Source organism: Asticcacaulis benevestitus DSM 16100 = ATCC BAA-896 (assembly GCF_000376105.1).
GTDB lineage: Bacteria > Pseudomonadota > Alphaproteobacteria > Caulobacterales > Caulobacteraceae > Asticcacaulis > Asticcacaulis benevestitus.
Genome location: NZ_AQWM01000040.1, coordinates 1 through 24,605, shown reverse-complemented (window position 1 = coordinate 24,605; position 24,605 = coordinate 1). Strand labels below are relative to the sequence as shown.

General features: G+C 57.7%; 26 protein-coding genes. 14 read left to right on the top strand and 12 right to left on the bottom strand.

Features of this window, described 5'->3' with window-relative positions; genetic code table 11:
* Window positions 1-16 precede the first annotated feature (16 nt).
* From B060_RS0120595 to B060_RS0120560, 7 genes are all read right to left on the bottom strand, one after another.
* Window positions 17-1,987, bottom strand: a complete 1,971-nt coding sequence (locus tag B060_RS0120595; protein WP_026173025.1) for a conjugal transfer protein TraG — start codon at window positions 1,985-1,987, stop codon at window positions 17-19.
* Between the two features lie 347 nt (window positions 1,988-2,334).
* Window positions 2,335-3,084 carry a helix-turn-helix transcriptional regulator gene (locus B060_RS0120585; RefSeq protein ID WP_018083706.1) on the bottom strand — a complete coding sequence of 250 codons (750 nt, stop codon included), beginning with the start codon at window positions 3,082-3,084 and terminating at the stop codon, window positions 2,335-2,337.
* A gap of 228 nt (window positions 3,085-3,312) precedes the next feature.
* Window positions 3,313-4,896: a phospholipase D-like domain-containing protein gene (locus B060_RS0120580; protein ID WP_018083705.1), complete on the bottom strand. Its 1,584-nt coding sequence runs from the start codon at window positions 4,894-4,896 to the stop codon at window positions 3,313-3,315.
* Between the two features lie 79 nt (window positions 4,897-4,975).
* The gene (locus B060_RS0120575; RefSeq protein WP_018083704.1) at window positions 4,976-5,317 is read right to left on the bottom strand and encodes a hypothetical protein; all 342 of its coding nucleotides are present in this window, start codon (window positions 5,315-5,317) and stop codon (window positions 4,976-4,978) included.
* Window positions 5,318-5,408: 91 nt separating this feature from the next.
* Window positions 5,409-6,740, bottom strand: coding sequence for a S8 family peptidase (locus tag B060_RS0120570; RefSeq protein WP_023447437.1), 1,332 nt, complete (start codon window positions 6,738-6,740; stop codon window positions 5,409-5,411).
* Between the two features lie 420 nt (window positions 6,741-7,160).
* On the bottom strand, window positions 7,161-8,528 hold the full coding sequence (locus B060_RS0120565) for an ATP-binding protein (RefSeq protein ID WP_026173024.1): 1,368 nt from the start codon (window positions 8,526-8,528) through the stop codon (window positions 7,161-7,163).
* Window positions 8,525-9,241, bottom strand: coding sequence for a response regulator (locus B060_RS0120560; RefSeq protein WP_018083701.1), 717 nt, complete (start codon window positions 9,239-9,241; stop codon window positions 8,525-8,527). The genes B060_RS0120565 and B060_RS0120560 overlap by 4 nt, the downstream gene beginning before the upstream one ends.
* 171 nt (window positions 9,242-9,412) lie before the next feature.
* On the opposite strand from B060_RS0120560, the gene B060_RS25390 reads away from it, so the two are divergent.
* The 9 genes from B060_RS25390 to B060_RS0120520 all read left to right on the top strand — a co-directional run bounded on the left by B060_RS25390 (window position 9,413) and on the right by B060_RS0120520 (window position 17,366).
* Entirely contained in the window at window positions 9,413-9,982 is a 570-nt protein-coding gene (locus tag B060_RS25390) for a hypothetical protein (protein ID WP_018083700.1), read from the top strand.
* Window positions 9,983-10,141: 159 nt separating this feature from the next.
* Window positions 10,142-11,041, top strand: a complete 900-nt coding sequence (locus tag B060_RS25385; protein WP_018083699.1) for a CE1 family esterase — start codon at window positions 10,142-10,144, stop codon at window positions 11,039-11,041.
* 354 nt (window positions 11,042-11,395) lie between these two features.
* On the top strand, window positions 11,396-12,526 hold the full coding sequence (locus B060_RS0120545; RefSeq protein ID WP_081606966.1) for a serine hydrolase: 1,131 nt from the start codon (window positions 11,396-11,398) through the stop codon (window positions 12,524-12,526).
* Window positions 12,527-12,641: 115 nt separating this feature from the next.
* The gene (locus tag B060_RS0120540) at window positions 12,642-13,211 is read left to right on the top strand and encodes a DUF3617 family protein (RefSeq protein WP_018083696.1); all 570 of its coding nucleotides are present in this window, start codon (window positions 12,642-12,644) and stop codon (window positions 13,209-13,211) included.
* 133 nt (window positions 13,212-13,344) lie between these two features.
* Complete coding sequence (locus tag B060_RS26315; RefSeq protein ID WP_018083695.1) at window positions 13,345-14,079, top strand: helix-turn-helix transcriptional regulator; 735 nt, start codon at window positions 13,345-13,347, stop codon at window positions 14,077-14,079.
* A 73-nt stretch (window positions 14,080-14,152) separates the two neighbouring features.
* Entirely contained in the window at window positions 14,153-14,785 is a 633-nt protein-coding gene (locus tag B060_RS0120530) for an acyl-homoserine-lactone synthase (protein WP_018083694.1), read from the top strand.
* Window positions 14,775-15,023 (top strand): hypothetical protein, encoded by a 249-nt coding sequence (locus B060_RS0120525; protein WP_018083693.1) that lies wholly within the window; start codon window positions 14,775-14,777, stop codon window positions 15,021-15,023. The genes B060_RS0120530 and B060_RS0120525 overlap by 11 nt, the downstream gene beginning before the upstream one ends.
* Window positions 15,024-15,439: 416 nt before the next feature.
* Complete coding sequence (locus B060_RS26815; RefSeq protein WP_342341570.1) at window positions 15,440-15,589, top strand: DNA -binding domain-containing protein; 150 nt, start codon at window positions 15,440-15,442, stop codon at window positions 15,587-15,589.
* A gap of 16 nt (window positions 15,590-15,605) precedes the next feature.
* On the top strand, window positions 15,606-17,366 hold the full coding sequence (locus tag B060_RS0120520) for an ATP-binding cassette domain-containing protein (RefSeq protein ID WP_018083692.1): 1,761 nt from the start codon (window positions 15,606-15,608) through the stop codon (window positions 17,364-17,366).
* A gap of 49 nt (window positions 17,367-17,415) precedes the next feature.
* On the opposite strand, the gene B060_RS0120515 is transcribed toward B060_RS0120520, so the two are convergent.
* On the bottom strand, window positions 17,416-17,670 hold the full coding sequence (locus B060_RS0120515) for a hypothetical protein (RefSeq protein WP_018083691.1): 255 nt from the start codon (window positions 17,668-17,670) through the stop codon (window positions 17,416-17,418).
* A 110-nt stretch (window positions 17,671-17,780) separates the two neighbouring features.
* Between B060_RS0120515 and B060_RS0120510 the strand changes: the two genes are divergently transcribed.
* Window positions 17,781-18,209: a DUF5990 family protein gene (locus B060_RS0120510; RefSeq protein ID WP_018083690.1), complete on the top strand. Its 429-nt coding sequence runs from the start codon at window positions 17,781-17,783 to the stop codon at window positions 18,207-18,209.
* A 134-nt stretch (window positions 18,210-18,343) separates the two neighbouring features.
* Entirely contained in the window at window positions 18,344-19,687 is a 1,344-nt protein-coding gene (locus B060_RS0120505) for a serine hydrolase (RefSeq protein ID WP_018083689.1), read from the top strand.
* Between the two features lie 374 nt (window positions 19,688-20,061).
* Here B060_RS0120505 and B060_RS0120500 read toward each other — a convergent pair whose 3' ends face one another.
* A complete protein-coding gene (locus B060_RS0120500; protein WP_155847928.1) occupies window positions 20,062-20,286 on the bottom strand; it encodes a hypothetical protein in 225 nt (74 codons plus the stop codon).
* Between the two features lie 330 nt (window positions 20,287-20,616).
* Between B060_RS0120500 and B060_RS0120495 the strand changes: the two genes are divergently transcribed.
* Entirely contained in the window at window positions 20,617-21,159 is a 543-nt protein-coding gene (locus B060_RS0120495) for a DUF6438 domain-containing protein (RefSeq protein ID WP_026173021.1), read from the top strand.
* Window positions 21,160-21,197: 38 nt separating this feature from the next.
* Here the strand turns inward: B060_RS0120495 and B060_RS0120490 are convergent, their stop codons facing one another.
* From B060_RS0120490 to B060_RS0120480, 3 genes are all read right to left on the bottom strand, one after another.
* On the bottom strand, window positions 21,198-21,473 hold the full coding sequence (locus B060_RS0120490; RefSeq protein WP_018083686.1) for an HU family DNA-binding protein: 276 nt from the start codon (window positions 21,471-21,473) through the stop codon (window positions 21,198-21,200).
* A gap of 105 nt (window positions 21,474-21,578) precedes the next feature.
* Window positions 21,579-21,860 carry a helix-turn-helix domain-containing protein gene (locus tag B060_RS0120485; RefSeq protein WP_018083685.1) on the bottom strand — a complete coding sequence of 94 codons (282 nt, stop codon included), beginning with the start codon at window positions 21,858-21,860 and terminating at the stop codon, window positions 21,579-21,581.
* Window positions 21,861-21,918: 58 nt separating this feature from the next.
* Window positions 21,919-22,212 (bottom strand): helix-turn-helix domain-containing protein, encoded by a 294-nt coding sequence (locus B060_RS0120480; protein WP_018083684.1) that lies wholly within the window; start codon window positions 22,210-22,212, stop codon window positions 21,919-21,921.
* Window positions 22,213-22,265: 53 nt separating this feature from the next.
* Here B060_RS0120480 and B060_RS25375 point away from each other — a divergent pair, with 53 nt between their 5' ends.
* On the top strand, window positions 22,266-23,141 hold the full coding sequence (locus tag B060_RS25375) for a sigma-70 family RNA polymerase sigma factor (protein WP_081606960.1): 876 nt from the start codon (window positions 22,266-22,268) through the stop codon (window positions 23,139-23,141).
* Window positions 23,142-23,225: 84 nt separating this feature from the next.
* Window positions 23,226-24,170, top strand: coding sequence for a FecR family protein (locus B060_RS0120470; RefSeq protein ID WP_018083682.1), 945 nt, complete (start codon window positions 23,226-23,228; stop codon window positions 24,168-24,170).
* Window positions 24,171-24,605: the final 435 nt, after the last annotated feature.

The window sequence follows — 24,605 nt, the reverse complement described above, 5'->3', positions numbered from 1 at the left end:
CTTTTTTCATGTTGCCTCAAAGATCTAGGCCGTCATCAGGATCCTGGCTGGCTTGACGGGCTGTGGTTTGTTGGGATTTCTGGAGGTTCTGAAAGCGTCTGACGCGATCCTCGACGTCATCGGCGGCCGGACCAAAATCGAAGGGCAGTGTTTCAGGCGAGGTCTCCTTGGGGGGCGGGCTGAGTTCTGGAACCTTGCGCAATTCGACGGGGGCAAGAGGCGTGGAGCTGGGTTTCGCGTCGGGGACCACCCCGTCTTTGGGCGGGGCTTTCGGATCGCTCCAGTCACTTTTGACGGCTGGCGGCAGGGTGGGTTTTTCGGGCGGCGGGCTAATCCGTTCCTGCAAGCGTTCGTCCTCGAAGTACCGGGCCTTTTTTGCGCGGATGGGCGCAAGCCCTGCAACCATGACGATCTCGTCATCGGGCGGCAATTGCATGACTTCGCCAGGTGTCAGGAGTGGGCGTGGTGTTTCTGACGGTGACACCATCAGGTGACCAAGCCAGGGACTTAGGCGGTGACCGGCATAGTTCTTCATCGCCCGTCGCTCGGTGGCGGTACCGAGCGCATCGGAGACCCGTTTGGCCGTCCGCTCATCATTGGTGGCGAAGCTGACCCGAACATGGCAGTTGTCGAGAATAGAATTGTTTGCGCCGTAGGCCTTTTCGATCTGATTGAGGCTTTGGGCGATAAGAAACGCCTTGATGCCGTACCCGGCCATAAAGGCGAGTGCGCTTTCGAAAAAGTCCAGGCGTCCGAGGGCGGGAAACTCATCGAGCATCAGCAGCAAGCGATGCCGTTTACGGGCAATCAGGTCTTCGGTCAGACGCCGGCCGACCTGATTGAGGATCAGGCGGATGAGGGGTTTGGTGCGGCTGATATCGGACGGCGGCACCACCAGATACAACGACACGGGTGCGTTGTCGTCGACCAGGTTCGCAATGCGCCAGTCGCAGCGGCTCGTGACGGCGGCGATAACCGGATCGCGATAGAGGCCAAGAAAGGACATAGCGGTCGACAAGACGCCAGACCTTTCATTCTCCGATTTATTAAGCAATTCACGCGCTGCTGATGCGATGACGGGATGTGGGCCAGCGTCGCCCAGATGGGGTGTCGTCATCATCGCCGCCATGGTCGCGGACAAGGAGCGTTTCGGATCGGACAGAAACTTGGCAACGCCTGCCAGGGTCTTTTCGGGTTCTGCGTAAAGGACATGCAGTATGGCGCCGACCAGCAGGCTGTGACTGGTCTTTTCCCAGTGATTGCGCTTTTCGAGGGAGCCTTCCGGGTCGACCAGGACGTCGGCGACATTCTGGACGTCACGGACTTCCCACGTACCACGGCGGATCTCGAGGAGAGGGTTATAGGCCGTGGACCTTACGTCTGTGGGGTCGAAACGAAGGACCCTACCGTGTCGGGCGCGAAATCCTGCGGTCAGATGCCAGTTTTCTCCTTTGATGTCGTGGATGATGGCGCTCCCTGGCCAGGTCAGAAGGGTCGGTACAACCAGGCCCACGCCCTTGCCGGAGCGGGTCGGGGCGAAACAGAGCACGTGTTCGGGGCCGTCGTGTCGGAGGTAGTCATCTGCGAACTTGCCGAGCACGACCCCGTCGGGTTTAAGCAGTCCGTTTCTCCTGATCGCATCTGCATGGGCCCATACGGCCGATCCGAAGGTCTTGGCGGCGTTCGTCTCGCGTGCCCGCCATACCGACAGGGTTAAAGCCACGCCGATGGCCAAGATGCCGCCGCCCGCTGCAAGGCAGGCGCCTTCCATGAAGATACCAGGGGCATAGGCATCGAAGTGGAACCACCAGAAAAAGAACTGGAAAGGGGGGTAGACGGGCCAGACGCCAACGCGCAGCCAGGGCGTGCCAAGTTCAGGTTGAAAGGCAAGGCGCCAGGCCGTCCATTGTGTGGCGCTCCAGATCATAAGGAAGACGGTTGCCAGGACGGCGCAGATCTGTCCCCAGAGTATCTTTGTTGCTTCCATACCCATCTCCGCGTGAGACCTGTACTGTGCCGCCTATGGTGTCAAAGGCAATGCCGTGAAGGCGCCGAGCGTAGAAATAGAAAGTTTAGCGTAGAAATAGAAAGTTCTGCGTAGTTTCAGAAGGGTTGCGGAGGGGGGAGCGCGTCGCCCGGCTGGGCCATTTTGTCAGCGATCTGCACCGCCAGGTATCGCCGATCGATATGCGCTTGATGTCGCAGGTGATGCTGGCCGAAAAGCAAAGCAGGGACGACAAGGGGGGGCACGACGTTCACCGAAAGCGCATGGGCTTCGCCTCGGGAATGACACTCGCGATCGTCAGGTCGTCTGACGCGTAATAGCCAGTTTGGTTACGGCAGATCGATGAGATGTTGCCTAAGCGCGTTGGAAAACGCCTGTATTCGTGTATGGGCTTCAAGTTTTCTATAGATGCGGCGCAGGTGGGTGTTGATGGTATTTTCCGTTTTGCCCAGTTGGCTCGCCATGCTGCGATCGGTTTCGCCCTTGGCGGACAAGATGAGTATATCTGTCTCTGGTTGCGTGAGTTCTATCGCTTGGCCGGTGCAGGGGGCAGGGGGCGTCAAAAGCGCCTTGAGGCGGAGGTAGAACACACTCGAGATCGACCAGAGCAGATTAAGGTCCCTGAGGTGTTCGGCTTTGGGAGAGGTGGTCGCCAGAGCAATCCCGCCGCGAAGCGCCCGGGCACCCGGGAAGGGCAGACCAACGCCATTGTTCAGTCCGGCTTCCCCTGCCAGACCGAGAAAGCCGGTCTGACGTGAGGTCAGGTTCAGCAGGCGCGGCAGGTCTGACCAGAAAAACGGACTCACGTTCCCGTAAGCGATTTGCGCCACAGGGTCGAACTGTATGCAGTTTTTTCTGACATAGTAGTCTTGCCAGTCAGTTGCATAGGTGTTGGCCCATCCAAATTTGAGTTCGGCCTGGGGCAAGGTGTAGTCCTTGATCAAGGACACATTGACCTGGTCGAAGCCAAGCCGTCCATAGGTCTTGATCACAAGGGCCGACAGTTCTTCTTTCGTTGCGACGGTGGCGCAGGCGGTGGCAAACTCGACCAGGACCTGGCCAGCGATGGGTAGTGGCATCGGGCACCTGTCTTCCAAATTAAGGGTCATGGTGCACGCGTGGTCATGAGTTTGCGCATCTGGGCGCAAACCTGATGTGTCGGCCTTGTCTGCACCATCAGTGGCCTGAGGGAATCTTGCCACGGGACGGCGCGGGGGGACGTGACCCGCGCCCCTCGATGGCAAGACGTGCATTCTCGGGAGCGTTGTCGCGATAACGCGCGTCGTGGCCGCAGGCCTTTCGCAGGGTTACTCATAATAGTCGGCCCACGAGATGCGCACCATCCCGGGCGGGGTTGGTTGATCGGGCGCAGCGACGACCGCAGCCGTGGTGTCGGGAATTTTCGCTTTTGCGCGCAAATCCCAATCATCGAGGAAGACAGACTGATAATATTGGGCGATTTCGGGGTCGTGGATCAGTAGACCTGCATCGCGATTCCTGACCACACCATCGCCGGACCAGTTCGCGCTGCTGACCAGCACGGCGTTGCCATCCACGATAATGCCCTTGTTATGGATATTTGCCTGGACCTTGAAGACGGCCGGATTGAAGCCCGCCTCAACCAGCTTACCGATCTTTATGGCGGCATCGGTCGATCCGACGATGATGCGCACATCCAGCCCATGGGCGTAGCTTTGCCGTGCCAGCACCTTGAGCATCCGCGTGAACGGGGCGTCGTTGGCGGCTTCGGACCAGGTAATATAAGCGAACTGCAGGTAGATCGACGTTTTTGCGCCGGCGATCAGGTCGGTGATGTGGCCGACATAATTGTCGGGCGTGAGCAGCGGCCTGACCTCAACCTCACGGGGGTGAGAGGGCAGGTATTGAGGCGCGATGGGCTTTGGTGGTGCGGCCAGGGCGAAGCTTTCCAGCAAGGCATCGCGTGGCACGAGAATGTCGGGGAATGCTGGCGGCGGTGTGAGGGCCAAGCCGGCATCCTCGGCCTGGCTCCCGGCCTTGTCATGTTCGATATACTGCGTGAACAGCTTGGCCAGCGGTTCATCATCGACGATAACGTGCCACTCGCGATTGCCTTTGCTATACATCTGCGCCGCATCCGCCGGCATGCCTACGGGGTCGATATTGGGCTGGCTCCTCAGGCTCCAGTTGCCGCTGGATAACCAGAAGGCGCGTCCGTCCCGGACGGCCACTTTTTCATGGTAGGCGCTGGCGAAACGCTTGTTCTTACCACAATGAACGATCCAGCCGTCGAGTTTCGGCCCCAGTTCCGTGCGCAGCTTTTTGCGGATGTCGGTTTCGACGGCTGTCATTCCGTCGTCCCATGTCAGGGTGAAGGTCCCGTTTAGAGTGTCCGCGACTTCGATCAGGGTGTTGGCGATATATTCGGCGTTGAGGTCGTACATAGCTGCGACGAGCGTGTTCTTGGCACCTTCGAGAAAAGGCTTGAGGACCGGCCACCCGGCATCCGGGCCGACGTGACACAGGAACGGCGCTGTCACTCTGGCAACGATATTGATGGGATTGCCGGCTAGTCCTTTATAGGTTTGGCCTGAGGCGGCCGCGGCCAGGCTGGCGGAAAGGTCTTCATAAGCGCTGCTCTCGGCTTGGATCTGTCGCAACGGATCTGCCTGATAGACGTAGACTGGATAGCCCTCGAGTTGTCGCGGTATCCGATCTTTCGGCAAAACCTCGGATGGCGGTTTCTTGTGCCGGACGAAGACGAGGATCGCCGGCTCCTTGAGCACTTGCCCGTCGACGACAGGAAATCCCGGCTCGGCGTCGACGAAACCGAGGGTTTGGGTGAGCAGGTTGTGATGCGCGTCAATGACACCCTGAACCTTGGCCTTCTGGGCTGAACTGAAAATCCGCATGGCGTCCCCCTTGGATGGATGATTACGGTCTTGAGTAGGCAAAGTCCTAACCCCTAACCCTAAACGCCGCTGATCAGCTTTAGCGAGCGACCGGCTTTGGGAAGATGTCAGACTGCTCTGACTCGATCAGTGACTTCACTTCTGGACGGCGGCTGAGGCTCTCGAAAAATGGCAGATTGTCCGAGCTGACGGAAAACGAATTCGCCAGCCTGAAGATCCGCCCCAGACTCGCCGATTGGGGAGCCATTCCGGCCTGTGCCAGGCTGTCATCCACCATCGTTTGCGCCAGGCCTGAAACATCGCCGCAGTCCTGATTTAGAAAAACCTGAACGGACACGGGGTGGCCTTGACGCAATTTGTCTTTCAGTCGGGAGACAACGGCGCTTTTTGACCACTGATCACTGGCGTTCACTTCAGACATTTTACGCGCCTCAAAGGGTAACCCATGTTCTAGATCCCACCTCTAACCTTATCATATCCGGAATTGCGCTTCCAGAGATCAACAGAAGACGTCACGCCTTTCTGCGTGGCCTTGCGACCTTGCGCGGGACAGTCGGCGTTTGGGGCAGCCCCATACGGGAGCGCAGGGCGGCCAACGCCACAAGGCCATCGGGGTATCCGCGGTTGGCGCGTGCTTGCGTCATGGTTGCAGGGAGGGTGCACGCGTCCTGAATTGCGGCTTCGAGGTCGTTGGCCGACGCTTCGGGCACAGCACTCAAGAGGAGTGCTGCCAAACCCGCTATGTGCGGCGTGGCCATAGAGGTGCCGTCCATGATCTTGAACTTGCCCCCGGGCACGGAGGAATAGATACCGACTCCCGGGCCCACGAGGTCGGGGACTATGGGGTCGATGGGGCGGTTAAAGGTCTGGCTGCCGGAAAAATCCGCGACAGTATCATCGGGCGCCATGGCGCCGATTGACAGGACGTTGGGATAGTTGCCCGGCGAACGGCTTGTGTTGGCATATTCGTTACCGACCGCGATGACAGGGAGGATATTGTTGGCGCGAAGGGCATCTATGACGGTCTGAAAGGCGGGCGTGTATCCTCGCAGCCCCAGGGACATGCTGAGTATGCGGGTATTCTGGTCGACGAGCCATTCGAGGCCGGCCAGAATCCGGCTGATAACGTCGCCGCCTTCGATGACCATAGCGCTGGCCAGCTTGGCTTTAGGAGCAACGCCGATGGGGCCGCTGACCGCCGTTTCGTGCCCTACCAGGGTCCCGGCCGTATGTGTGCCGTGTTCGTCGCTGTCCGTCGCTGTGGCACCGGGCACAAGATTGCCCTGGAAATCGAACTCGGCGAAGGCGGCTATCGCATCCGTCAGCGCCGGGTGAGAGCCATCGACACCCGTGTCCAGGTGTCCAATGATGACGCCTTGGCCTTCATATCCTGCCTGCCAAAGTTTGTCGGCCTTGAGCTTCGTGATGCCCCAGGTTTTGGAAAGGCGCTTTCGTCCGTTTAAGGCGGTCACTGGCCGGATAAGCGAAAGTTCCGGCGCTTTTTGGACGGCTGCCACCTGTGGGTTGGCTTCTAAAGCGGTCAGTGCGTTATGGTCGGCGTACCCTATTGCCAGGCCGAGGCGAGGATAGATTTTGACAGTGGGAGGGCGGGCGACGGCCAGGGCAAGGTCTGCGCCACCCGTCATTTTCGCAGAAAAGGCGTGACGGAGATGGGTGGTCTGTTCCTGGTCGGGCTCAAGCAGGGTCTCATGAAGAAAGCGCTCGAAGCCTTCTGCAGAGGTCGCGAGACCCGCGCCACCGCCGACTGCGCCGGGTTGCAGTTTAATCAGAACCTTGGCGTATCCGGTGTCAGAAATTGTCTGTTCAAGATTGGAGTCGGTCATGATGTCCCCGATAGGCATTTGCACAAAGGGTACGCATATTGCCCGGTGGAACCCGGTCGTTTCGATGACAGTCGCCGGTCAATGTGACGGGCTTTTCGTTTAGGAACCAATTGCGGACGATCTTAGCACATTTTCCCAACCTTTAAAGAGGAATAATGTTCAATTTATTCCATAAGTTGAGTTGGTGGAGCGCGTCGGCATGACGCTGAGGCTGTCCGTTGCGCGCCGATCGTGTTGAAAAGTGGTGGTCGCTATCGACCTAAGTCCTCATTCACTACCTCCTACCCTGCCTCTCTTAGGTAGGGGGGTATCGTGGACGAAGTTTGCCGATTCATAGAATCAAATAGATGGGTATCCGGGACGGATGCGTGTCTGCAGACGGCGATATGTTCACGCGTAACACCTTCACCCCCTATGCCTTCAATCGGTGCTGTTGGCTGGGAGGCGCAAGGTCACACGAAGCCCCCCCTCGGGGCGGTTTTGTATGGACACACCACCTCCCTGACTTTCGGCAAGCGCTTTCACAATGGAGAGTCCAAGGCCTACGCCCCCGGTGTGACGTGCGCGCGAGGTCTCCAATCTTTCAAAAGGTGTGGTCAACCGAGACAGCGCCTCATCAGGTACGCCAGGACCACTGTCTTCGACGGCCACCATAACAAAGGCGGATTCGGACCAAACGCTTAACCTGGCGCTACCAGCGTAGCGCAGCGCGTTATCAACCAGGTTGTCCAACATGCGGCGCAGGGCCAGAGGGGCACACGCGGCGATGATAGGCGTCTCGGGGCGATCGCTGAATTCCACGGCATGTCCAGATTCTTGACGGGTCGCAGTAAGGTTGGAGATCTCCGCGACGATCTCCACAGATCGCGTCTTGGGGGCCCCGGAGATGGAGATTTCGCGCGCGAATGTCAGGGTGTCATCGAGCAGATTGTTCATCTCCTCGATATCCGTGATGGCGCGGGTTCGCTGATCCTTGTCGTCGATAAACTCGATGCGCAATCGAAGTCGGGTCAGATAGGTACGAAAATCGTGAGCGATGGCGGCCAGCATCCGCGTGCGGTCGTCGATCAGCGAGCGGATGGTGTGCTTCATTTCGTTGAAGGCGGCGGATAACTCCCTGATCTCGGAGGGCCCGTTTAGCGACAGGTCCGGCGTGTCTAAATTTCCCGCCAATTGTCGCGATGCCTGGCTCAAACGCTTGATCGGGTGGGCAGTCTGCCGCAGGGCGATCCCGAGTACGAAGGCGAGAATGACGAGGCCGACCGTGCCGATAAGTAGGCCGCGATTCATCAGTCGTCGCAGGGCTGGCGCACGCGTTCTTTCAAGGACCAGAGTCTCGCCCGTCCTCAGACTTAACAACAGTCGCACGGGCGCTGCCGCGCCTATGTCGTTGGCTGAGAAAGTATTGACCTGACCGCCCGCGCGCACCTGGACGCGGAACGCTCGCCCGTCAAGTCCTTTGGCGTACCTGGCGAACAAGCGCTCCAGGCGTGCAGAGTTCTTAAGGGGGGCACCGTCGTCTGGAATCTCGCCAGAGGGCTTGATCCGGACGATCAGGGCGTCGCTGTTCAGAGCACGGACGATGTCGGGCCGCAGGGCCGGCGGGGCTTTTTCCAGGGCCGACGCCATGGCTAGAGCCTGTTCGGGCGAGGGCAGGAGGAATACCGGTCGGGCCGGTCCCCCCGGCCAAAAGACGATTATCAACAGCGCCACCTGAAAGGCTATCCCGCCGATGAGAAACACCGCACCGATGCGAACGGCCAAGCTGTCAAAGAGGCTGCGCATCATACCCGCTCCACGACGGGTGAAAACAAATACCCACCGCCTCGCACAGTCTTGATCATGTCGCAGGTGTTGTCGGCCAGTTTGCGCCGTAACCGGCTGAGTTGGACATCGACGCTGCGATCAAAGGGCATGGCAGATCGGCCTCTGGTCCAGTCGAGCAACTGATCCCTGTTGAGGACCCTTTGCGGATGGGTCAGGAAAACCATCAGAAGATCGAATTCACCGCCGGTCAGTTCGATCGGTTGCCCTGCCACCGTCACCAGGCGCCGCGCGCCCGTGTCCAAGGTCCAGCCATCGAAACGATAGGTTTCGGCGGTAGCAGATCGCACCACCTGATGAAGGTCGCGCGTTCGCCTGAGAACCGCTTTGACTCGCGCCACCAGTTCACGCGGATTGAAAGGTTTTGCCAGATAGTCGTCGGCGCCGAGTTCGATGCCGATGATCCGGTCAACGTCGTCGCCCTTAGCGGTCACCATGATCACCGGTGTCGAAAAGTTCCCCCCTCTCAGGCGCCGACAGATCGACAGCCCATCTTCACCCGGCATCATTAGATCGAGAATGACGAGATCGACACGCTGACGTGCCATAGTGCGATCAAGGTCCTCGCCGCTGCCACAGGCGGCGACCTCGAAATCCTCGCGTTTGAGCAGTCCCGTGATAAGGGCGCGGATCTCAGGATCATCTTCGACAACGGCAATAAGAGTGGTTTGGGACATTGGACATACCCGACAGAAGCTTGATCTCTTGGTGTAACGCGGCGGGTGAATGCCGAAAAGCCGGAAAGATGCCGGATACACTTTGTTACGAACAGAAACACTCAGCTCACATGCGGCTTACGATGGTGGCGTAACTTCGGGATACATCAACCTTCCGAAGGAATTACGCCTATGTCCAAATTTTTACGCCATAGCCTTGCTTTTGCAGGCGCCATCGGCCTTGCGCTGATGGCTACGACCTCCGCTCAGGCCGGCGCGCGTGACCGTGTTGTTTCGGTTCAGGGCGTGCACGGTCACGGCTATTTGGCCGGTCGCAAGCTCAGCCGTAATCCGGGCGAGACCCAGGTGCGCCGCAGCCTTCAGACCCAATCCGGCCACGGCGTGGCAACCACGCGTGACACGACCTATGGCGATGGGGTGGTCAGTAGCAGCGCCTCGCGGATCTATAATAATGGCGCGACAGCGTCCCGCTCAGGATCTGTTGTCGTGGGTGAGGGGACTGTCAGTGGCCAGCGCACACGCACTGGCGTTGCCGGCAATACTCAATCGGCCTGGGACACCGTTTACCGGACGGACGATGGCTATGGTCGCACGCGTGGTGTCGAAACCTCCAGCGGGCGCTCGGTCACGGCGGAGCGCGACGTGTCGGTAACTGATGGAAGCGTCGTTGTCGGCACGCAGGTAACCACCGGGGCGGGTGGCACAGCCAGCCGCGTCCGCACCTTTGACCGCAACCAGTAGCCGTCCCCATTCCCTGGCCACCGGACACATTGGCGAGGGAATGGCCTCTTAAGATCCATTCGGGACCCCAACACAATGAAATCACACCAAACGATCATCAGTCTCATCGTCGTGGCATCTCTCATCTCGGGATGTGCCGCGACGGGGGCTCCGGGGCGAATGCGCCTGCGCGACCGGATGGCCATGCGAGCGGCTGAAACTCCCTTCATCCCTGGCGTGGTCGAACGTAGCCTTACACTTGATGGTGTCCGGCGCAGTTATCTTATACTCGATGACGCCCGGCCGGGAACGAAGGCCCCGGTGGTTATTTTGTTGCATGGCGGTGGCGGCAATGGCGGCACGATGATCTCGCGCTGGCAAGCCAAGGCCCACGCCGAAGGTCTTATCCTTGTCGCGCCCAACGGCATGGGTCAGAAGGCGAAGGCCGGAACCTGGAATGCGGGCGGCTGTTGCGGCGAGGCGATGACGAGTGGCAGTGACGATGTGCATTTTATCGGTGCACTTATCGACCAGATGAGCCGATCGGCCGATGTGGATGCCAACCGCATCTTCGTCGCCGGTTTGTCCAATGGTGGCATGTTGGCGCACCGGGTGGCCATCGCCATGCCGGAGCGTCTGGCCGGCGTCGCCATCGTGGCAGGTGCCATGTTTGGTGGTGAACCCGCACCTCGTGCACCGGTCCCCATATTGATCATGCACGGTATGAAGGACCAGGTGGTCGGATTCAATGGTGGCATGAGCCCGACCCGCTTTGTCGCCAGGGCGCAGTCAAAGCCGTTCAAGCCTGTGAGTTATGCCGCGAACTTCTGGCGTAAAGCGGACGGTTGCACCGCCTTGCCCAATATAGTTACGCAAGGCGACGTGACGACCGAAGTCAGCGGTAACTGCCGCGCGGGCAGCGAGGTGCGCGTCTATCGCCTGGCCTCGGCCAATCATGGCTGGCCGGGCGCAACCGATGGAATGGCACCGGCCCTGGAGCGCAACCGCTATGACGCTATAAGCGCCACCGACGTCATTTGGGATTTCTTCAAGGCGCACCCGCGTGACCCGCGACCCTAAGGGTCACGAAGATCACTGGACGTCCTTATGACGAGGACACCGCTCTCTTTGGCTTGAGTAGACGGGACAGTTCGAGTGCATCGCCAGCAACTTCATGTAGGGAAGGGCCCGGTTCCGGTTCTCTTTTTTCAAACCAAAAACGACGACGACGTGTCACTATACGTCTTCCCGCGAACGCAGTTCCGAACCAGTAAAAACGCGAGGGCCTGACGCCTAGGATGACCGGCGCGTTGCTTAGGCGGCGGCGCCAGCTAGGGGCGGAGGTGTTACACTTCGATACACAAAACCCTTAGAATACTGGATTTTGTCGCGCTACCTTGGTTGGAAGTCGTAGCCTTAATCGAGGGTGCAAGGATGAAGATAGATTTAGACCTGAGATTGGCAGCCCGTTCGGGCATTGTGGTGGCGGCCCTTTTGTCTTTGTCGGGTTGCGGAGGAAGTGACGGGGGGAGTGCCTCAAGCGGCGGCTCGTCCAGCTCCTCCTCAAGTTCCACCTCCTGCGACATAACCGCCAGGGAAGCCGCGATTACGGCCGCATTCGGCGCCGTTCCTGCCACTGATCTCGATGTAGGTTTTTCTTACGCGGCCGAACGCTCTGATGGACGCCGTTACGTCTTTAACTACGGCGCATCCACCATGAACACGGCCTACGAGTCGGCTTCCACATCTAAAATGGTGTCTTCCATTATTATTCTGCGTCTTGTCGACCAGGGCTATCTCAAACTGACTGACCGCCCTCAGGACAAAATCGCCGAATGGCCGATTGCGTCAACCGATCCCCTCTACACTATGACCTTGGCGCAACTGCTCAGTTTCACCTCCGGCCTGGAGGTTGAGCCCGGCTGTATCAATCTGCCGAATGCGGACATGGCGAGTTGTGTCGGCGCCATTGCCACCGCTAATGCCAATAACGGTGTAACCCCAGGCACACGTTTCTACTATGATTCAAGCCACATGCAGGTCGCAGGCCTCATGGCCGTTCGGGCCCGGGGACTCGCGACCTGGGCAGACGTGTTCAATGAGTTCCGAACCCAGACCGGTTTGTTTCCCACAGGGACCTACGATTTACCCTCCGTCAGTAACCCGCGTTTGGCGGGTGGCATGCACTGGAAGGGCGTCGAGTATCTCGATTTTCTCAAGGCCCTGAAATCAGGCACTCTTTTGACGTCGTCCATGATGTCTGAATATCTTGCCGACCGGACGGCGGCGCCAGTGACCATAGCCTATTCTCCGCTGCAGAAAATCAATGAGGACTGGCACTACGGTCTGGGCCATTGGAACGAATGCCAGAGCGCGACCTGGAACTGCCAACCCATGCAGCGCACGTCCAGCCCAGGCGCCTATGGTGCCTACCCGTACTGGGACCACGCAAAGAATTACATCGGTATTGTGGCGCGCCAAGGCGGTCTTGGCACCTACACGAGCGGACTTGATATTGAACGCACTGTCAGGCCACAAGTTGAGGCTTGGGCAGCGTGCCAATGATAAGGGGGCGCTGTCATGAAGATAGAATATGGGTAATAGAACAAGGATGATTAAATGCCGTGTTCAAAATGTCCTGAATTGCATCAATAAATTACTTGTTATGTGGAGCTAATGAATGAATCTGGGTGTCAAATATTGCACTTTGGTTGCGATGTCACTTTCAACGCTGGTCGTCGCTGCTTTGCCGGCTCAAGCGCAAACAGTGCCGGCAAAGCCAGGGCTATGGGCTCAGGCCAGCGAAGCCGTTCTAAACGGGAAGAAACTGCCAACACTCTTCGACATCAAAGGTGTGCCAGAAGCTAAAAAGAACCAGCTTCGCCAATCCATGGCGGCTGCAGGGCTCCCGGCGGGTTGGAACCCATCCCTTAGCTGTGAGAAAGCCACCCAGGTTGACCTCCAGGAGGTTTTGGCAAATATGAAAGCTCAGGGATGCGCGGCGTCCATTACCTCGCAGACCGCTGATCATATCTCGGCCAATCTCCAATGTAAGTCGGAAACCGGAATAGCTACGGGAACGGCAAACGTCAGCGGTATCAATAGCTCGTCTGTTACATATGTTATGAACCTGACAGGCACCATGTACGGCCAGCCGATGACGTATAAGGCCACCTCCATCAACAAGTTTTTGGGTTCGGATTGTTCGGCACTGCCCGCAGGCGTTGATGCTAGCATGCTCAGTAGATGACCCAATTACCAGGAAAGCACGCGGCCTTGCTATTTTTCCGACAATATTTTTATAATTGCCGGATCGGTTGAGTCGGGTGAGCATGTCCCCTTTCGGTGAGGCTCGGTGAACCGGGAACAGCGAGAGCGCAGGGATGCCCAGACGGCTGACATTTGAGGAATTTGTTGAGGCGACAAAAACCATTCGAACGAAGGCGCGTCTCTTCGCGTTCTTCGTCGATGTGGTCGCTGCGTACGGCTATGACCGCGTGAACTTTTCGATCCGCCGTGACAGCGCCCTGGCGGAGGAAGACTGTGGATTCGGCCTGATCAATACCTATCCGCTGGTGTGGCAAGTCTATTATACCGAGCGCGGGTTTGCGAGTATCGACCCTGTCTATCGTCGCACCGTCGGCATGGCGCTGCCGTTCCGCTGGCGCAATATCGAGCGCGAAGAGGATCTAACCCAGTTCCAGATTAACGTGATGCGCGAGGGAGAGGCCGCCGGTCTTTATAACGGCGTCGGAATCCCTTTGCGCGGCCCGCGCACGCAGCTAGCCGGCGTAGCGCTGGCCTCGTCCGTCCGGCACATCGGACCAACCGTTAGTCTCGAATTCTTGTCCGCCTTGTGCGACCACTTTTACACGGTCTACTACCGAATCTGCGGCAGCCTGGAAAATACTCACTATGGGGCCAAGCTTTCGGAACGCGAGTGCGAGGTTCTTATCCGTGCCGCGATTGGCCGCACAGACAGAGAGACCGCGATTGTCTTGGGCATCACCTATGACACAATCAAATCGCATTTCAGGCGAATTTTCATCAAGCTCGGTGTGCCGAACCGCGCCGCCGCCGTCGCCCATGCGCTAAAATTCGGCTTAATCGATCTCTAGTTCACCCTTTTGGGTGATATACAGCCTAAAATTGTTCTGGTGTCCTGAATACTCCGTACAAGGAGTTTATGCGATGCTTAAGGTGATATCTTACAGCGAGATTTCCAGAAACGCCGACCTCTTTTTTAGCCAGTTCCAACTGCGGCATAGGGAATTTGTCGAACGACAACAGTATGGCGTAAAGACGCTGGATCAGATGGAATTCGATCAGTATGACACGTTGGCCAGCGTGTACCTCGTCTATTCAGAGGATGGCAAAACCGCTCTCGGATGCAGCCGCCTGACGCCGATCCAGTACGGCTGTATGTTGGCCGAGCATTTCCCGAGCTTGGTCGATGACCATAGCCTGTTTAAAATGCCGCGCATCTGGGAGGGCACACGCTTCTGTGTCGACAGCCGCTTGCCACCCGACCAACGCCTCAAAATCTCGCGCGCCCTCAGTGGCGGCTATGTTGCCTTTGGCCTGAACCGGCAGATCGACCAGATTATCGGGCTTATGCCCACCTTGATCTTGCGCACCGTCTTCGAACGCGCCGGCATCGAACTACGCCGTTTAGGTAGTCCGCAACACATTGGTGCCCACGCCAAAATCCAGGCCGCCTCTATCCCTATTCGCTCCGATCAAATGACGCGGTTTTGCGACCGAACGGGATTGCGGGTGGAAGGGGATAGGCTCGAAGCTGAGCCTGTGGCAGATGTCGCGTAAGACAAATCCGCGCAAATCCGCCACCGGCTCTGTGGAGACCGACCGCGACATAGATGCCGGTATCGACGCGGTCAATCGGTTGCGCCGCGTCATGCGCGAAGCAGGGCTCCTTGCCTGTGCCGATGCGCTCGACGAAGCCTTTGCCTGCTGTTTGAGCGACTATGTCACCTGGCAGGATGAGAAGGGCGTCGATCAGGCCTCGGATCCCGAGACGGATCCGGAAGACAAATTGAATTGAGTTGCGAGTGCGCCGCCGCTCGAGCGTTGGTGCACAGTTGCGCGTACCGGTCTTGGCCTTGAGTTGCCGGACAGTCGGTGGGTCAGACCGTTAACGCGGGCAAAATGCTCGCGGGGAGTATCACATGAGTCACTGGCAAAGGCTCGGCGACGACGATGACGGCGTGTCGAATGAGTCCACGCGCTGTTGAACCTTTTTGAACCTGAACCGAAGGCACTGGGCGTGACTTTGGTTTAAGTGCAACCACAATTACCGGGCGGCCACAGCCAAGGTCACGGAGCAGGCACAATGGACAACCATCGGAGGGTACAAACACCGGCTTGTCGACGAGGCCTTGAACGACTTTTGGAATTTTTCCGCCGATTGGGTCGTTTGCCCAAAAGTCTCTTCTGTCCAGAACGGGCTGCCGCCAATGGTTGAAAGCCTTGCGCGCGTACGATGGACAACAGTCTGGCGTTCGTCAGCGGGAGATCGCATCAGCCGTTTTCGGACGCGACCTCGTTCTCGGCGAAAGGAACGGTCGGTCAGACTTCTTGCGCAATCGCATCCAGCGCCTGCTGCGCTAAGTCAGGAGGATAGTCAATGGAGGGTACCGACAGGTCCTCGGATAAACCAACGGGTTTGGCTGTCGTTCTGGCGCTGGCTCGACAAATGGTCAGTCGGGACGCCCGCGTGCGCGGCGATGTCGTGATCGGGGCGGGGTTGGAACTCGTCGGTATTGGGCTTGGCATCGGCGGCCCATTTGCCCTGAAGCTGCTGGTGGATGGGCTCTATACTGGGCAGATAGAGGCGTTCCCCATGATGGTGTATGTTGGTCTGTTCGTTCTAACCTGGACGGGCGCCAACGTTGTCGGCGTGTGGCGGATGATCTATTCGACGCGTGTCATCGACCGGCTTAGCCAACAGCTCATCACCGCTGCCCTTGAAAGTCATTTGCCCGAGGCCGCACGGGCACGCGATGCCGATCGCGGGCAGGTGGGCGGACAATTGGAGCGCCTGCCCTTTAGCCTGATGGTCGTGGTCGATGGTTTGATATGGCGTGCCGTACCCCTTCTGATCCAGGTGTTGGGCAGCTTGTGGCTACTGGCCGGCATCATCCCGTTACGTTATGCACTGATCATGGCGGTCGTGCTCGCCGGCTATGTCGGCGCGACGTGGCTCGGCGCTACCCGTCACCAGGCATTGGCCCAGACCGCCAACGCTGCCATCTCAGTCCTTTCCAGAAATTTCACCGATGTCCTACGAAATGCGCGTCGCGTCGTTCTGAACGGTGCCGTTGCACTGGAAATCGATCGCCTGGAGGGGCAGTTCGCCGACAAACGTCTGGCCAATGGGCGCATGATGGTCGGCCTACTGAATATGTCTCTCTGCCAATACGGTCTCGTCGGTGGTGGCGTTTTGCTGCTGCTCGTCCTGGCCGGCTTAGACGTTTTGCAACACAAGATGACTGTTGGCGATTTTGTGCTGTTACAGGCGTATGCATTTCGCCTGGCATCACCGCTCAGTGGATTTGGCTTTATCCTTAGTCAGTCGGCGATCTCGATAGCTAATATTGCGGACGTGATGTGTCTTTGCTCGGAGCCTGAGCGAACAGCGCCCGTTAGTGCCGCGAAACCAGGCCCGGCGGCGATTTCCCTGCGTAATGTCAGTTTCGGCTATGGCCCAGGTCTACCCGGCTTACAGGACATAAACTTAGATATTCCGGCGGGCAGTTTCACCGTCATTGTCGGTCCGAATGGGTCAGGAAAGTCAACGCTCGCGCAGATCATTTCGGGCTTGTTGGAGCCATCCGTCGGGACGGTGACAGTCGCTGGCGAAGATATGGCGTTAGCGCCTCGGTCGGCTCGACACATGCGCGTTCTCTACGTGCCCCAACTGACGGGCCTGTTCGCGAGATCCATGCTGAGCAATGCGCTCTATCCACCGACGGCGCAGACCGAACACGGCTTGGCTGACCTGCTGGCCCAATGGAATTTCTACGAGGCCGGCCGCCAGGTCGATCTACGTCTTGAGGTCGGTGAGCAGGGCGAACGCTTATCAGGCGGGCAGATCCAGAAGCTTGAATTGGCACGCATCGCCGGTATCAAGGTCCCAGCCATCCTTCTCGACGAAAGCACGTCTGCCCTTGACCCGGCCAGCGAGGAGGCCGTGATCTCCACCTTGCGTCAGACCTTCGGCGGTCAGACCACTCTCGTTCTCATCACCCATCGGATCAGGCTGGCCGAGCTGGCGGATCAGGTCCTCTTTCTGAAAGGCGGGAAACTTGTGCGCCAGGGAACGCACGCGGCGCTGCTCACGGATTCAGCGGCCTATGCTTCCCTGTGGAGGTCGGCAGGGCCCTGATGCTCGTGGCGCGCCACTGGAGGACTCAATGCGCGGGCAGGCGGGCGCGTTAGGAAGCGCTCAAGGCATAGAGTTTGGCGCGTTCAAGGATAGCATGCAGGTGCTCTTTGCCGCGTTCTTTCAACGCCTTTTCAAGCGACGAGCGGCAGAGCGCGTAGGGGACATCCTCGTCGTAGACCAGAGCCTCGAAATATTCTTCGACATCAGTGATGGTCGGCTCCGCCGGGCGTCCCGTTATTTTGAAGTATTTCTGCACGACCGCCGCCACCCAGGGACGGTTTTCTGCGCGTCTGTATTCCAGCAAAGATAACCCCTTCACATCGCTTCATTCCTGGCACAGAACTTAGCGAAGAAGAGCGTAGACGCCAAGCCACCACATCGGCGCGAGGGAGGTGACTTTGAAGGGAATGCACGATGGCTGAGAGCAAGTATGTCAGATTTCGGCTCCTTCGCGATAGCAGCGGCCCGCCATCACCAGACGGCTCGCCCTGCGGCTTCGGATTGCAGGATACAAAAGGTGTCGTGTATGCCGGCATCCGGCGCGCCGACGACATGATTGTCTTTGAATTCGAACTGATGGTCACAGACGACCCGGTAAACGGGCTGCCGATCTTCAACGGGGGCTTTGCCTCGGGCTCGAAAGCCGAACGCCTCGTCTATCTGTCCTGGCCGCGTCTCAACGGCGCGGGTTATGTCAACCGCGTGAAGGTGAGGCTGGCCGATGCGGGCTGGCCTTTGATCCGGGCCGCGCAAGCCCAGGGCAAGGTGCTGGAGGCGGACACCAGTGGTCGAGCGTCCGGTGGTGGACAGGTGCCGGTGTCGTGGCGGCTGGCTGAGCCGTAAGCGTGCCGAGGTCACGCCCATGGTGCTTCGTGCCCGAACGCCTGACGGAGACGGAGAGCGCGCGACCTGTCAAATTTGTAATTGGCCCTTGTGCCCCCGTCGCGGCATACTCGCCCAACAGATCGGGGAACACCATGCACATCTTCAAATCACTTCTCTTAGCTTCGGCTTTGCTATCGGTCGCGCCAACAGCCTTTGCGGCAGACGATACGGCGCGGATGGACCAGGTCGTCCAGTCGCACGTTGACGCCAAAGAATTCATGGGCACGGTTCTCGTCGCCCGCGACGGTAAGGTCATCTTTGAGAAGGCCTATGGCTACGCTAATCTGGAGTGGATGGTGCCCGAGACGATCGACACCAAATACCGGCTGGGCTCAGTGACCAAGCAATTTACCGCCGCGTCGATTCTGCTTTTGCAGGAACGCGGCAAGCTTAAGCTCTCCGACCCGATCAAGCTCTACGTCCCCGAAGCACCCGCCGCCTGGGACAAGATTACCATCGCCCATCTGCTTTCGCACACCTCAGGGGTGATCAACTTCACCGGATTGCCGGACTACGCCGCCACACAAAGGCTGCCGACGACACCGGCTGAGCTGATCAAGCGTTTCCGCGATCAGCCATTGGACTTCAAGCCGGGGGAGGGCTGGAACTACTCTAATTCCGGCTATGTGTTACTCACCGCCGCCATCGAGAAAGCCAGCGGTCAGACCTACACGCAGTTTTTGACCGACAATATTTTCAAGCCTCTGGGCATGGATGATACCGGTTATGACAATGCCAGTACCCTCCTTTCGCATCGCGCCTCCGGATATACGCCGGGCGCCGGCATGCCGCGCAATGCCGACTTTATCGACATGACCGTACCGCAAGGTGCCGGTGGCCTATATTCAACGACCCACGACCTCCTGAAATGGGAACAGGGCCTCTTCGGCGGAAAGGTCTTAAAGCCGGAAAGCCTGGCGCTTATGACCACGCCGGTGAAAGACGGCTATGCCATGGGTGTCGGCGTGGCGGATGGGGCTAATGGTAAGGAAGTCAGTCATGGCGGAGGTATCGACGGCTTCAACACCCACCTCAGCTATTACCCCGCCGACAAGACGACAATTGTTGTGCTGAGCAATATGAACGGTCCCGTCACCGACGTCATCGACAGCCAGCTGGGCGATCTGGCACACGGCAAAAAGGTCGAGTTGGCGTCTGAGCGCAAGTCGGTCGAGGTGGCGCCGGCTGTACTCGAAACCTATGCCGGGACCTATGCCCTGGCACCGACCTTCAAGCTGGTCATGACCGTTGAGAACGGCCAGTTGATGACGCAAGCGACCGGCCAGGGAAAATTTCCGCTGTTTGCTGAGTCCGAAACCGTCTTTTTCTTGAAGGTTGTCGACGCGAAGGTCGAGTTTTTCAAAGGCTCGGATGGCAAGGTGGCCTATCTCGTTCTGCATCAGAACGGCCGCGATCAGAAGGCGATGAAGGAATAAAATTTACCGGGTTAACTATGCTTATAGTTGTTTTATGGTGCGGCGCGGCATAAGCTGTCGGTCTCTAACTCCTTATCCTGCGAGCATCCATATGACAACGTTATCTGACGCAGATGTCCTAGAAGTTGAAACTGCTGCCCAGGCTCTGACTGAAGAGAACCAGGCTGCTTCGCTTTCAGAGAAGAGCTGTGAACCGGTACCATCGCGGCGTCAGCGCAAGGGAAGCGTGCCGCCCGCACCTGAGTTATGTGAAAAGACCAATACCATTTGGATTTAGGCGTCCGCGCCGGTCATCGGGTCAGCCCCAACGCTTAAACGTGTTGGAACATGGGCGCGGCCTTGGGCCTCCCCAATTGACGCAAGCGTGCTGTGGTTTAGCCGGCCTTGCGTTGTGGGCTTGCCTGGACTTCGTCGAGTAGACGTTCAATCTGCATGCGGGCGTTGATCAGCGATTCGCTGGCGACGACGGGCGACTGATAACCGGCATCTTCGACAAGATCGACCCACGCCTGCTTCACATCGTCATTCGAGAGGACACCCCTGAGAAGAAGGGCTTTAAGAAGTTGGGCGGTCAAAGGAGATGAGGGATCGACTGGCATTTATGACCTCGTTTATGAGTGTCGGGTGGCGCTTTTGCTGGGGCATTGTTGCAATGCACAATATCATGAATTGTCAGGCTTGAAAAGGATTTGAGCCAAAAGTCGGACAATTATTGTGACAACCTGTTTGCACTGCGGTGTCAATCGTGATTGGCCTGTCAGTTGTGCGAATAGCCGCTTATCTCGTCAAATTAGGAAGTCACGCTGTCGGGGGTAGTATGGACGTTCACGCGGGGTTCATCCTGCGAACCTCATACCGCCACATACCGGTGGCAAGGTGCCAGGCGTTGACCAGATCGGCTCGAAGCCGCGAAATTTATGAGAGATTGCATGCAAAATTTGAAAAGCCGAGTTACCAGATTCGCCACAGTCGCCGGGGTCGGTATTCTGTTTACGTCTCTGGTGGGATGCTCGACAATGACCGCGCCTCCATCAACAGGAACGGTCTCGACCAAAGAGACAATCTCCTATTCGGTTGGGCCGTGCTTCGGGTTTTGCCCCGTCTATTCCCTTGAAGTCACGCCCTCTGGGCATGTGGCCTATGTGGGAGAACGCCATACTGCCTTTGTCGGCCCCAAAGAACGTGAAGCGGGTGAAGGTGGTTACAATAAGGCCGCAAAGGCACTGGCAGCTTTTCGCCCGGCAGACGGTACAGCGGCTGACACCCAGTGTGATCAACGCCGATCCGATGCGCAGAATTACGTGATCACGTGGACCAAGCCGGACGGCACGAAGACTGTCCTTCAGCACGACCGGGGCTGCATGTCGGCGAAGAACGCCGAACTCAATAAAGTCCTGGATGAACTGCCGGCGGATTTGGGCGTCGCTGAATGGGCCAAACAACTGACTGAACCGGGCGCATCGCGCGGATAATAAATGCGAGAGGGGAGGCGTTAGCCTCCCCTTTTAAGTTAGCCGTTCAGCTTGTCCTTCAGCGCCTTGGCCGGTTGGAAGGTGACCTTCTTCGAGGCAGCGATTTGGACTATGGCCCCCGTCGACGGGTTGCGGCCTTCGCGTGCCGGCGCATCCTTGGTCTTGAACTTGCCAAACCCGGGGAAATTTACTTCTTCACCGGCGACGGCGGCATCCGTGATCGCCTTCAGGACGTCGTCAACGAAGGCTTTTGCATTGGCTTTGGTGAGCCCTTGGGCGGTGGCTAGCTTTTCAGCGAGTTCGGTGGTGTTCATTGGATTGTCCTTTTTTCGGGTCCAATACGACCCGTCAGAAGGAGGTTCTAGGTGAGTCGCCCCAAAAGCCAAAGCTTCACTGATCTCTAGACGCGCGGATCGGACTTATATCTTTTTCTTGCCCGATCGGGTGCTTTTGATTTCTAAGGGACCTTCGACCAGTTCAGATGGTATTCCATTTGTCGAAAATAGATCGGCAATGGGGACATTGAGCGCCTTGGCAATAAGGTACAATGTAGCCGCAGTTGGGTTGCACTTGCCCGCTTCTAGGCGGCTGACATAAGTCTGTGCGACTACCTCAATCCGATGCGCGAGTTCTTCCTGAGAAAGCTTTGCATTTCTCCGTAGTTCAGCGACGTTTAGACCAATGACTGACTGGATATCCATCCCAATCTAGCAATGCGATTTGCATTTGCCGCGCCATACAATCAAGTGTATAGTTTGCCTAAAATTGGACTTCGAGGGACTTTATTTTTGATCTTTTGCTTTTGATCAGGATTGGTCCTTCGATGTATATAGCCGGGGCGTTGGATTGCGAAAAAAGTTCGCCTACTTCGACGTTCAAGGCGGTTGCAATAATGAACTGAATAACTGCCGTGGGGTTTCGCTCGCCAGTCTCCAGCTTACTAATGTAGCCTTGACTGACTATTACACAACGCAAGGCAAGCTCTGTTTGTGAAATCCCCAGATCCTCGCGGAGACGGTTCACATTCCAACCAATGAGAGCTTGCACATCCATTGCGATAATGGGCGGTAAAATCGCGTCGTTATCTATACAATCGAGTGTATATTATGAATGTTGATCCGCCCGGTGATAGCTTTGATGGTGATATTCCACTGAATGTCATTGATCGACATGTCGGTTCACGCCTTCGAGCTCGACGTATATTCCTTCAAATGTCCGAGGAATGGCTGGCTGGGTATTTGCAGATTTCGGAAGAGCAACTCTGCGACCTAGAGGAGGGCAGGGCGCGCATTACCTTTGAGATACAGCTGGAGCTTTGCCGGCTGCTCGACGTGGCTGACCGTTACTTCTACATGGGCTTCGGCAAGTCGGCACCGCCTCCACCGCCCGAAAAGAAGTCCTGGCTTCGTGACGTTGATCTATGGTTTCGGGACAACGTATCGCCGTTTGAAAACCTGTTCCTGAAAGTAGCGAGGCAAATGCTTGGGCCTTCAGGCTCTGCAAGGGACTTGGTCCACGATGCCTACACCCAGCTCATGATCGATGACCGGTGGCGAACGGTCGAAAACCCACGCGCTTACCTGAAGATTGCAGTCAAGAACCTTGCCAAAAATCGATTACATCGTGAGCGCATTGTCCCGATGCTCCAATTGGACCTGGGCAGCATGCCTGATCTCGCGGATATTGGTCCCGACGCTGCCAATTCGCTTGTGGCCCGTGATCGCTTGCGTCGCGTCCTGGCCGCCTTGGAAAAGCTCCCGCCGCAAGCCCGCAAAATTATGATCATGCGAAAGATTGACGATTTATCGGCTCGTGAAATCGCTGGGCGCTTGCGGTTAAGCCTGAAAACCGTCGAAGGGCATCTGGCGCGCGGTATGGTACTGCTGAACCAGCATCTCGAGGCCGACGAGAATCGATATCAGCTGGTAGGCGGGGCGCAGGCGGTTCCGATCAAGTCGTCAGGCTCTTCCGCAGTCGACTAAGCTGCCTTATGCTAGGGCACCAAGCCACTGGCGCTGATGGACTCCTGTGTGACACAGATCGATAAAGACTCTCTCGAAGCTATTATGGAGGCGGCGGCCCTATGGCACATCCGTCTTGAAGATGGCGCGTGCGACCTGGAGGCGTTTGAGAGGTGGCGTGACGCCGATCCTCGCCGTGCGGCGGCCTTTGCCCGCATCGTCGGGACCGACCATGAACTGAATATTGTAAAGGCCGATATCGCAAAACATGCCGATCGCCGTCGGGCCGAAGCGAGCGATTTGACCCGGCGCCATATGATCTCCGTGCTTCTCCCGCTTGCGGGCGCGGCCCTGGTCGGCGCAGCCCTTGTTGCCTATCTTAAAGGGCGCGCCGTCACGGCGAAGACGCGCATTGGCGATCGTCAGAGCTTGAGTTTGCCGGACGGCGGTCGGCTCGAACTGAACACAGCCACGGAAGTGAAGTGGCACTACACGACCAAGGAACGCACGGTTTGGCTGAAGACAGGCGAAATCGCCCTGACGGTACCAAAAGGAGTGCAGCCTTGCCATATACACGTCCGCGGTAGCGAAGTCGTTCTGGACTACGGCCGGCTCAATATCAGGAGCGACGGCGTATCGTTCGAGGTCCTGGCGCTTGAAGGTGCCTGCAACATTCTAGGCCCTGCGCCCGGAGCGTCGGCCAACAGGGTCGTAAAGGAGAATGCGCCGGCCTTATTGCGGAACGGTGAGCGCTATGAAATCAAGGGGGTTGGCCCTGTCGTAACAAAGGTTGACGATAATGACCGGCAAGCCGCCGAAGCGTGGCAGTCGGACGAATTGATCTTCAATGGCGAAACTCTACAAGCGGCCTTGGTCGAATATAACCGCTACCTCCAGCGGCCGATTGTCATGAAGGATCCCAGCTTGGCCGGTTTGCGGCTTGGCGGCCGCTTCAGCACCCAAAGTCCAACAGCATTTCTCAACGCCTTGGAGAGCACGTTCGCTATCCACGTCAAGGAAGAGGGCGGGCAGTTTAACTTGACGCGATGAGCGGAAGCTTGGCGAAGCCCGAACGGCAGCAAATTCTGGCGGACTTCTTCTGGAGTTGGCCCTTAAGAGACGTTCAAGCTATTTCGCCCGCTTACACAAAGCGGAACTACCTTCCCTTCTTGTCCATGCCGTTTACGCGACGTTGGCGGACTTCAGAAGCCTTTTTGACCGCTCACAATGCAGGCTTTGACCGGCCTTTCTGTGAAAAAATCTCTAAGACGTTGTCTCTAATCCCTTGGTTNAGGATCGACAGGTCCACCCCCCGAAAAAGGAGTGGCCGGACTACCTTCACGGTACATTTTGTGCTACGGTGGAGTTACCGCGTAACACATGGAGGTATGTATGGGTGAAGCCACGTTCACTTTCCGGGTTGAAGACAATTTGAAATCCGCGTTTAGCGAAGCCGCAAAGGCACATGATCAAACAGGTGCGCAA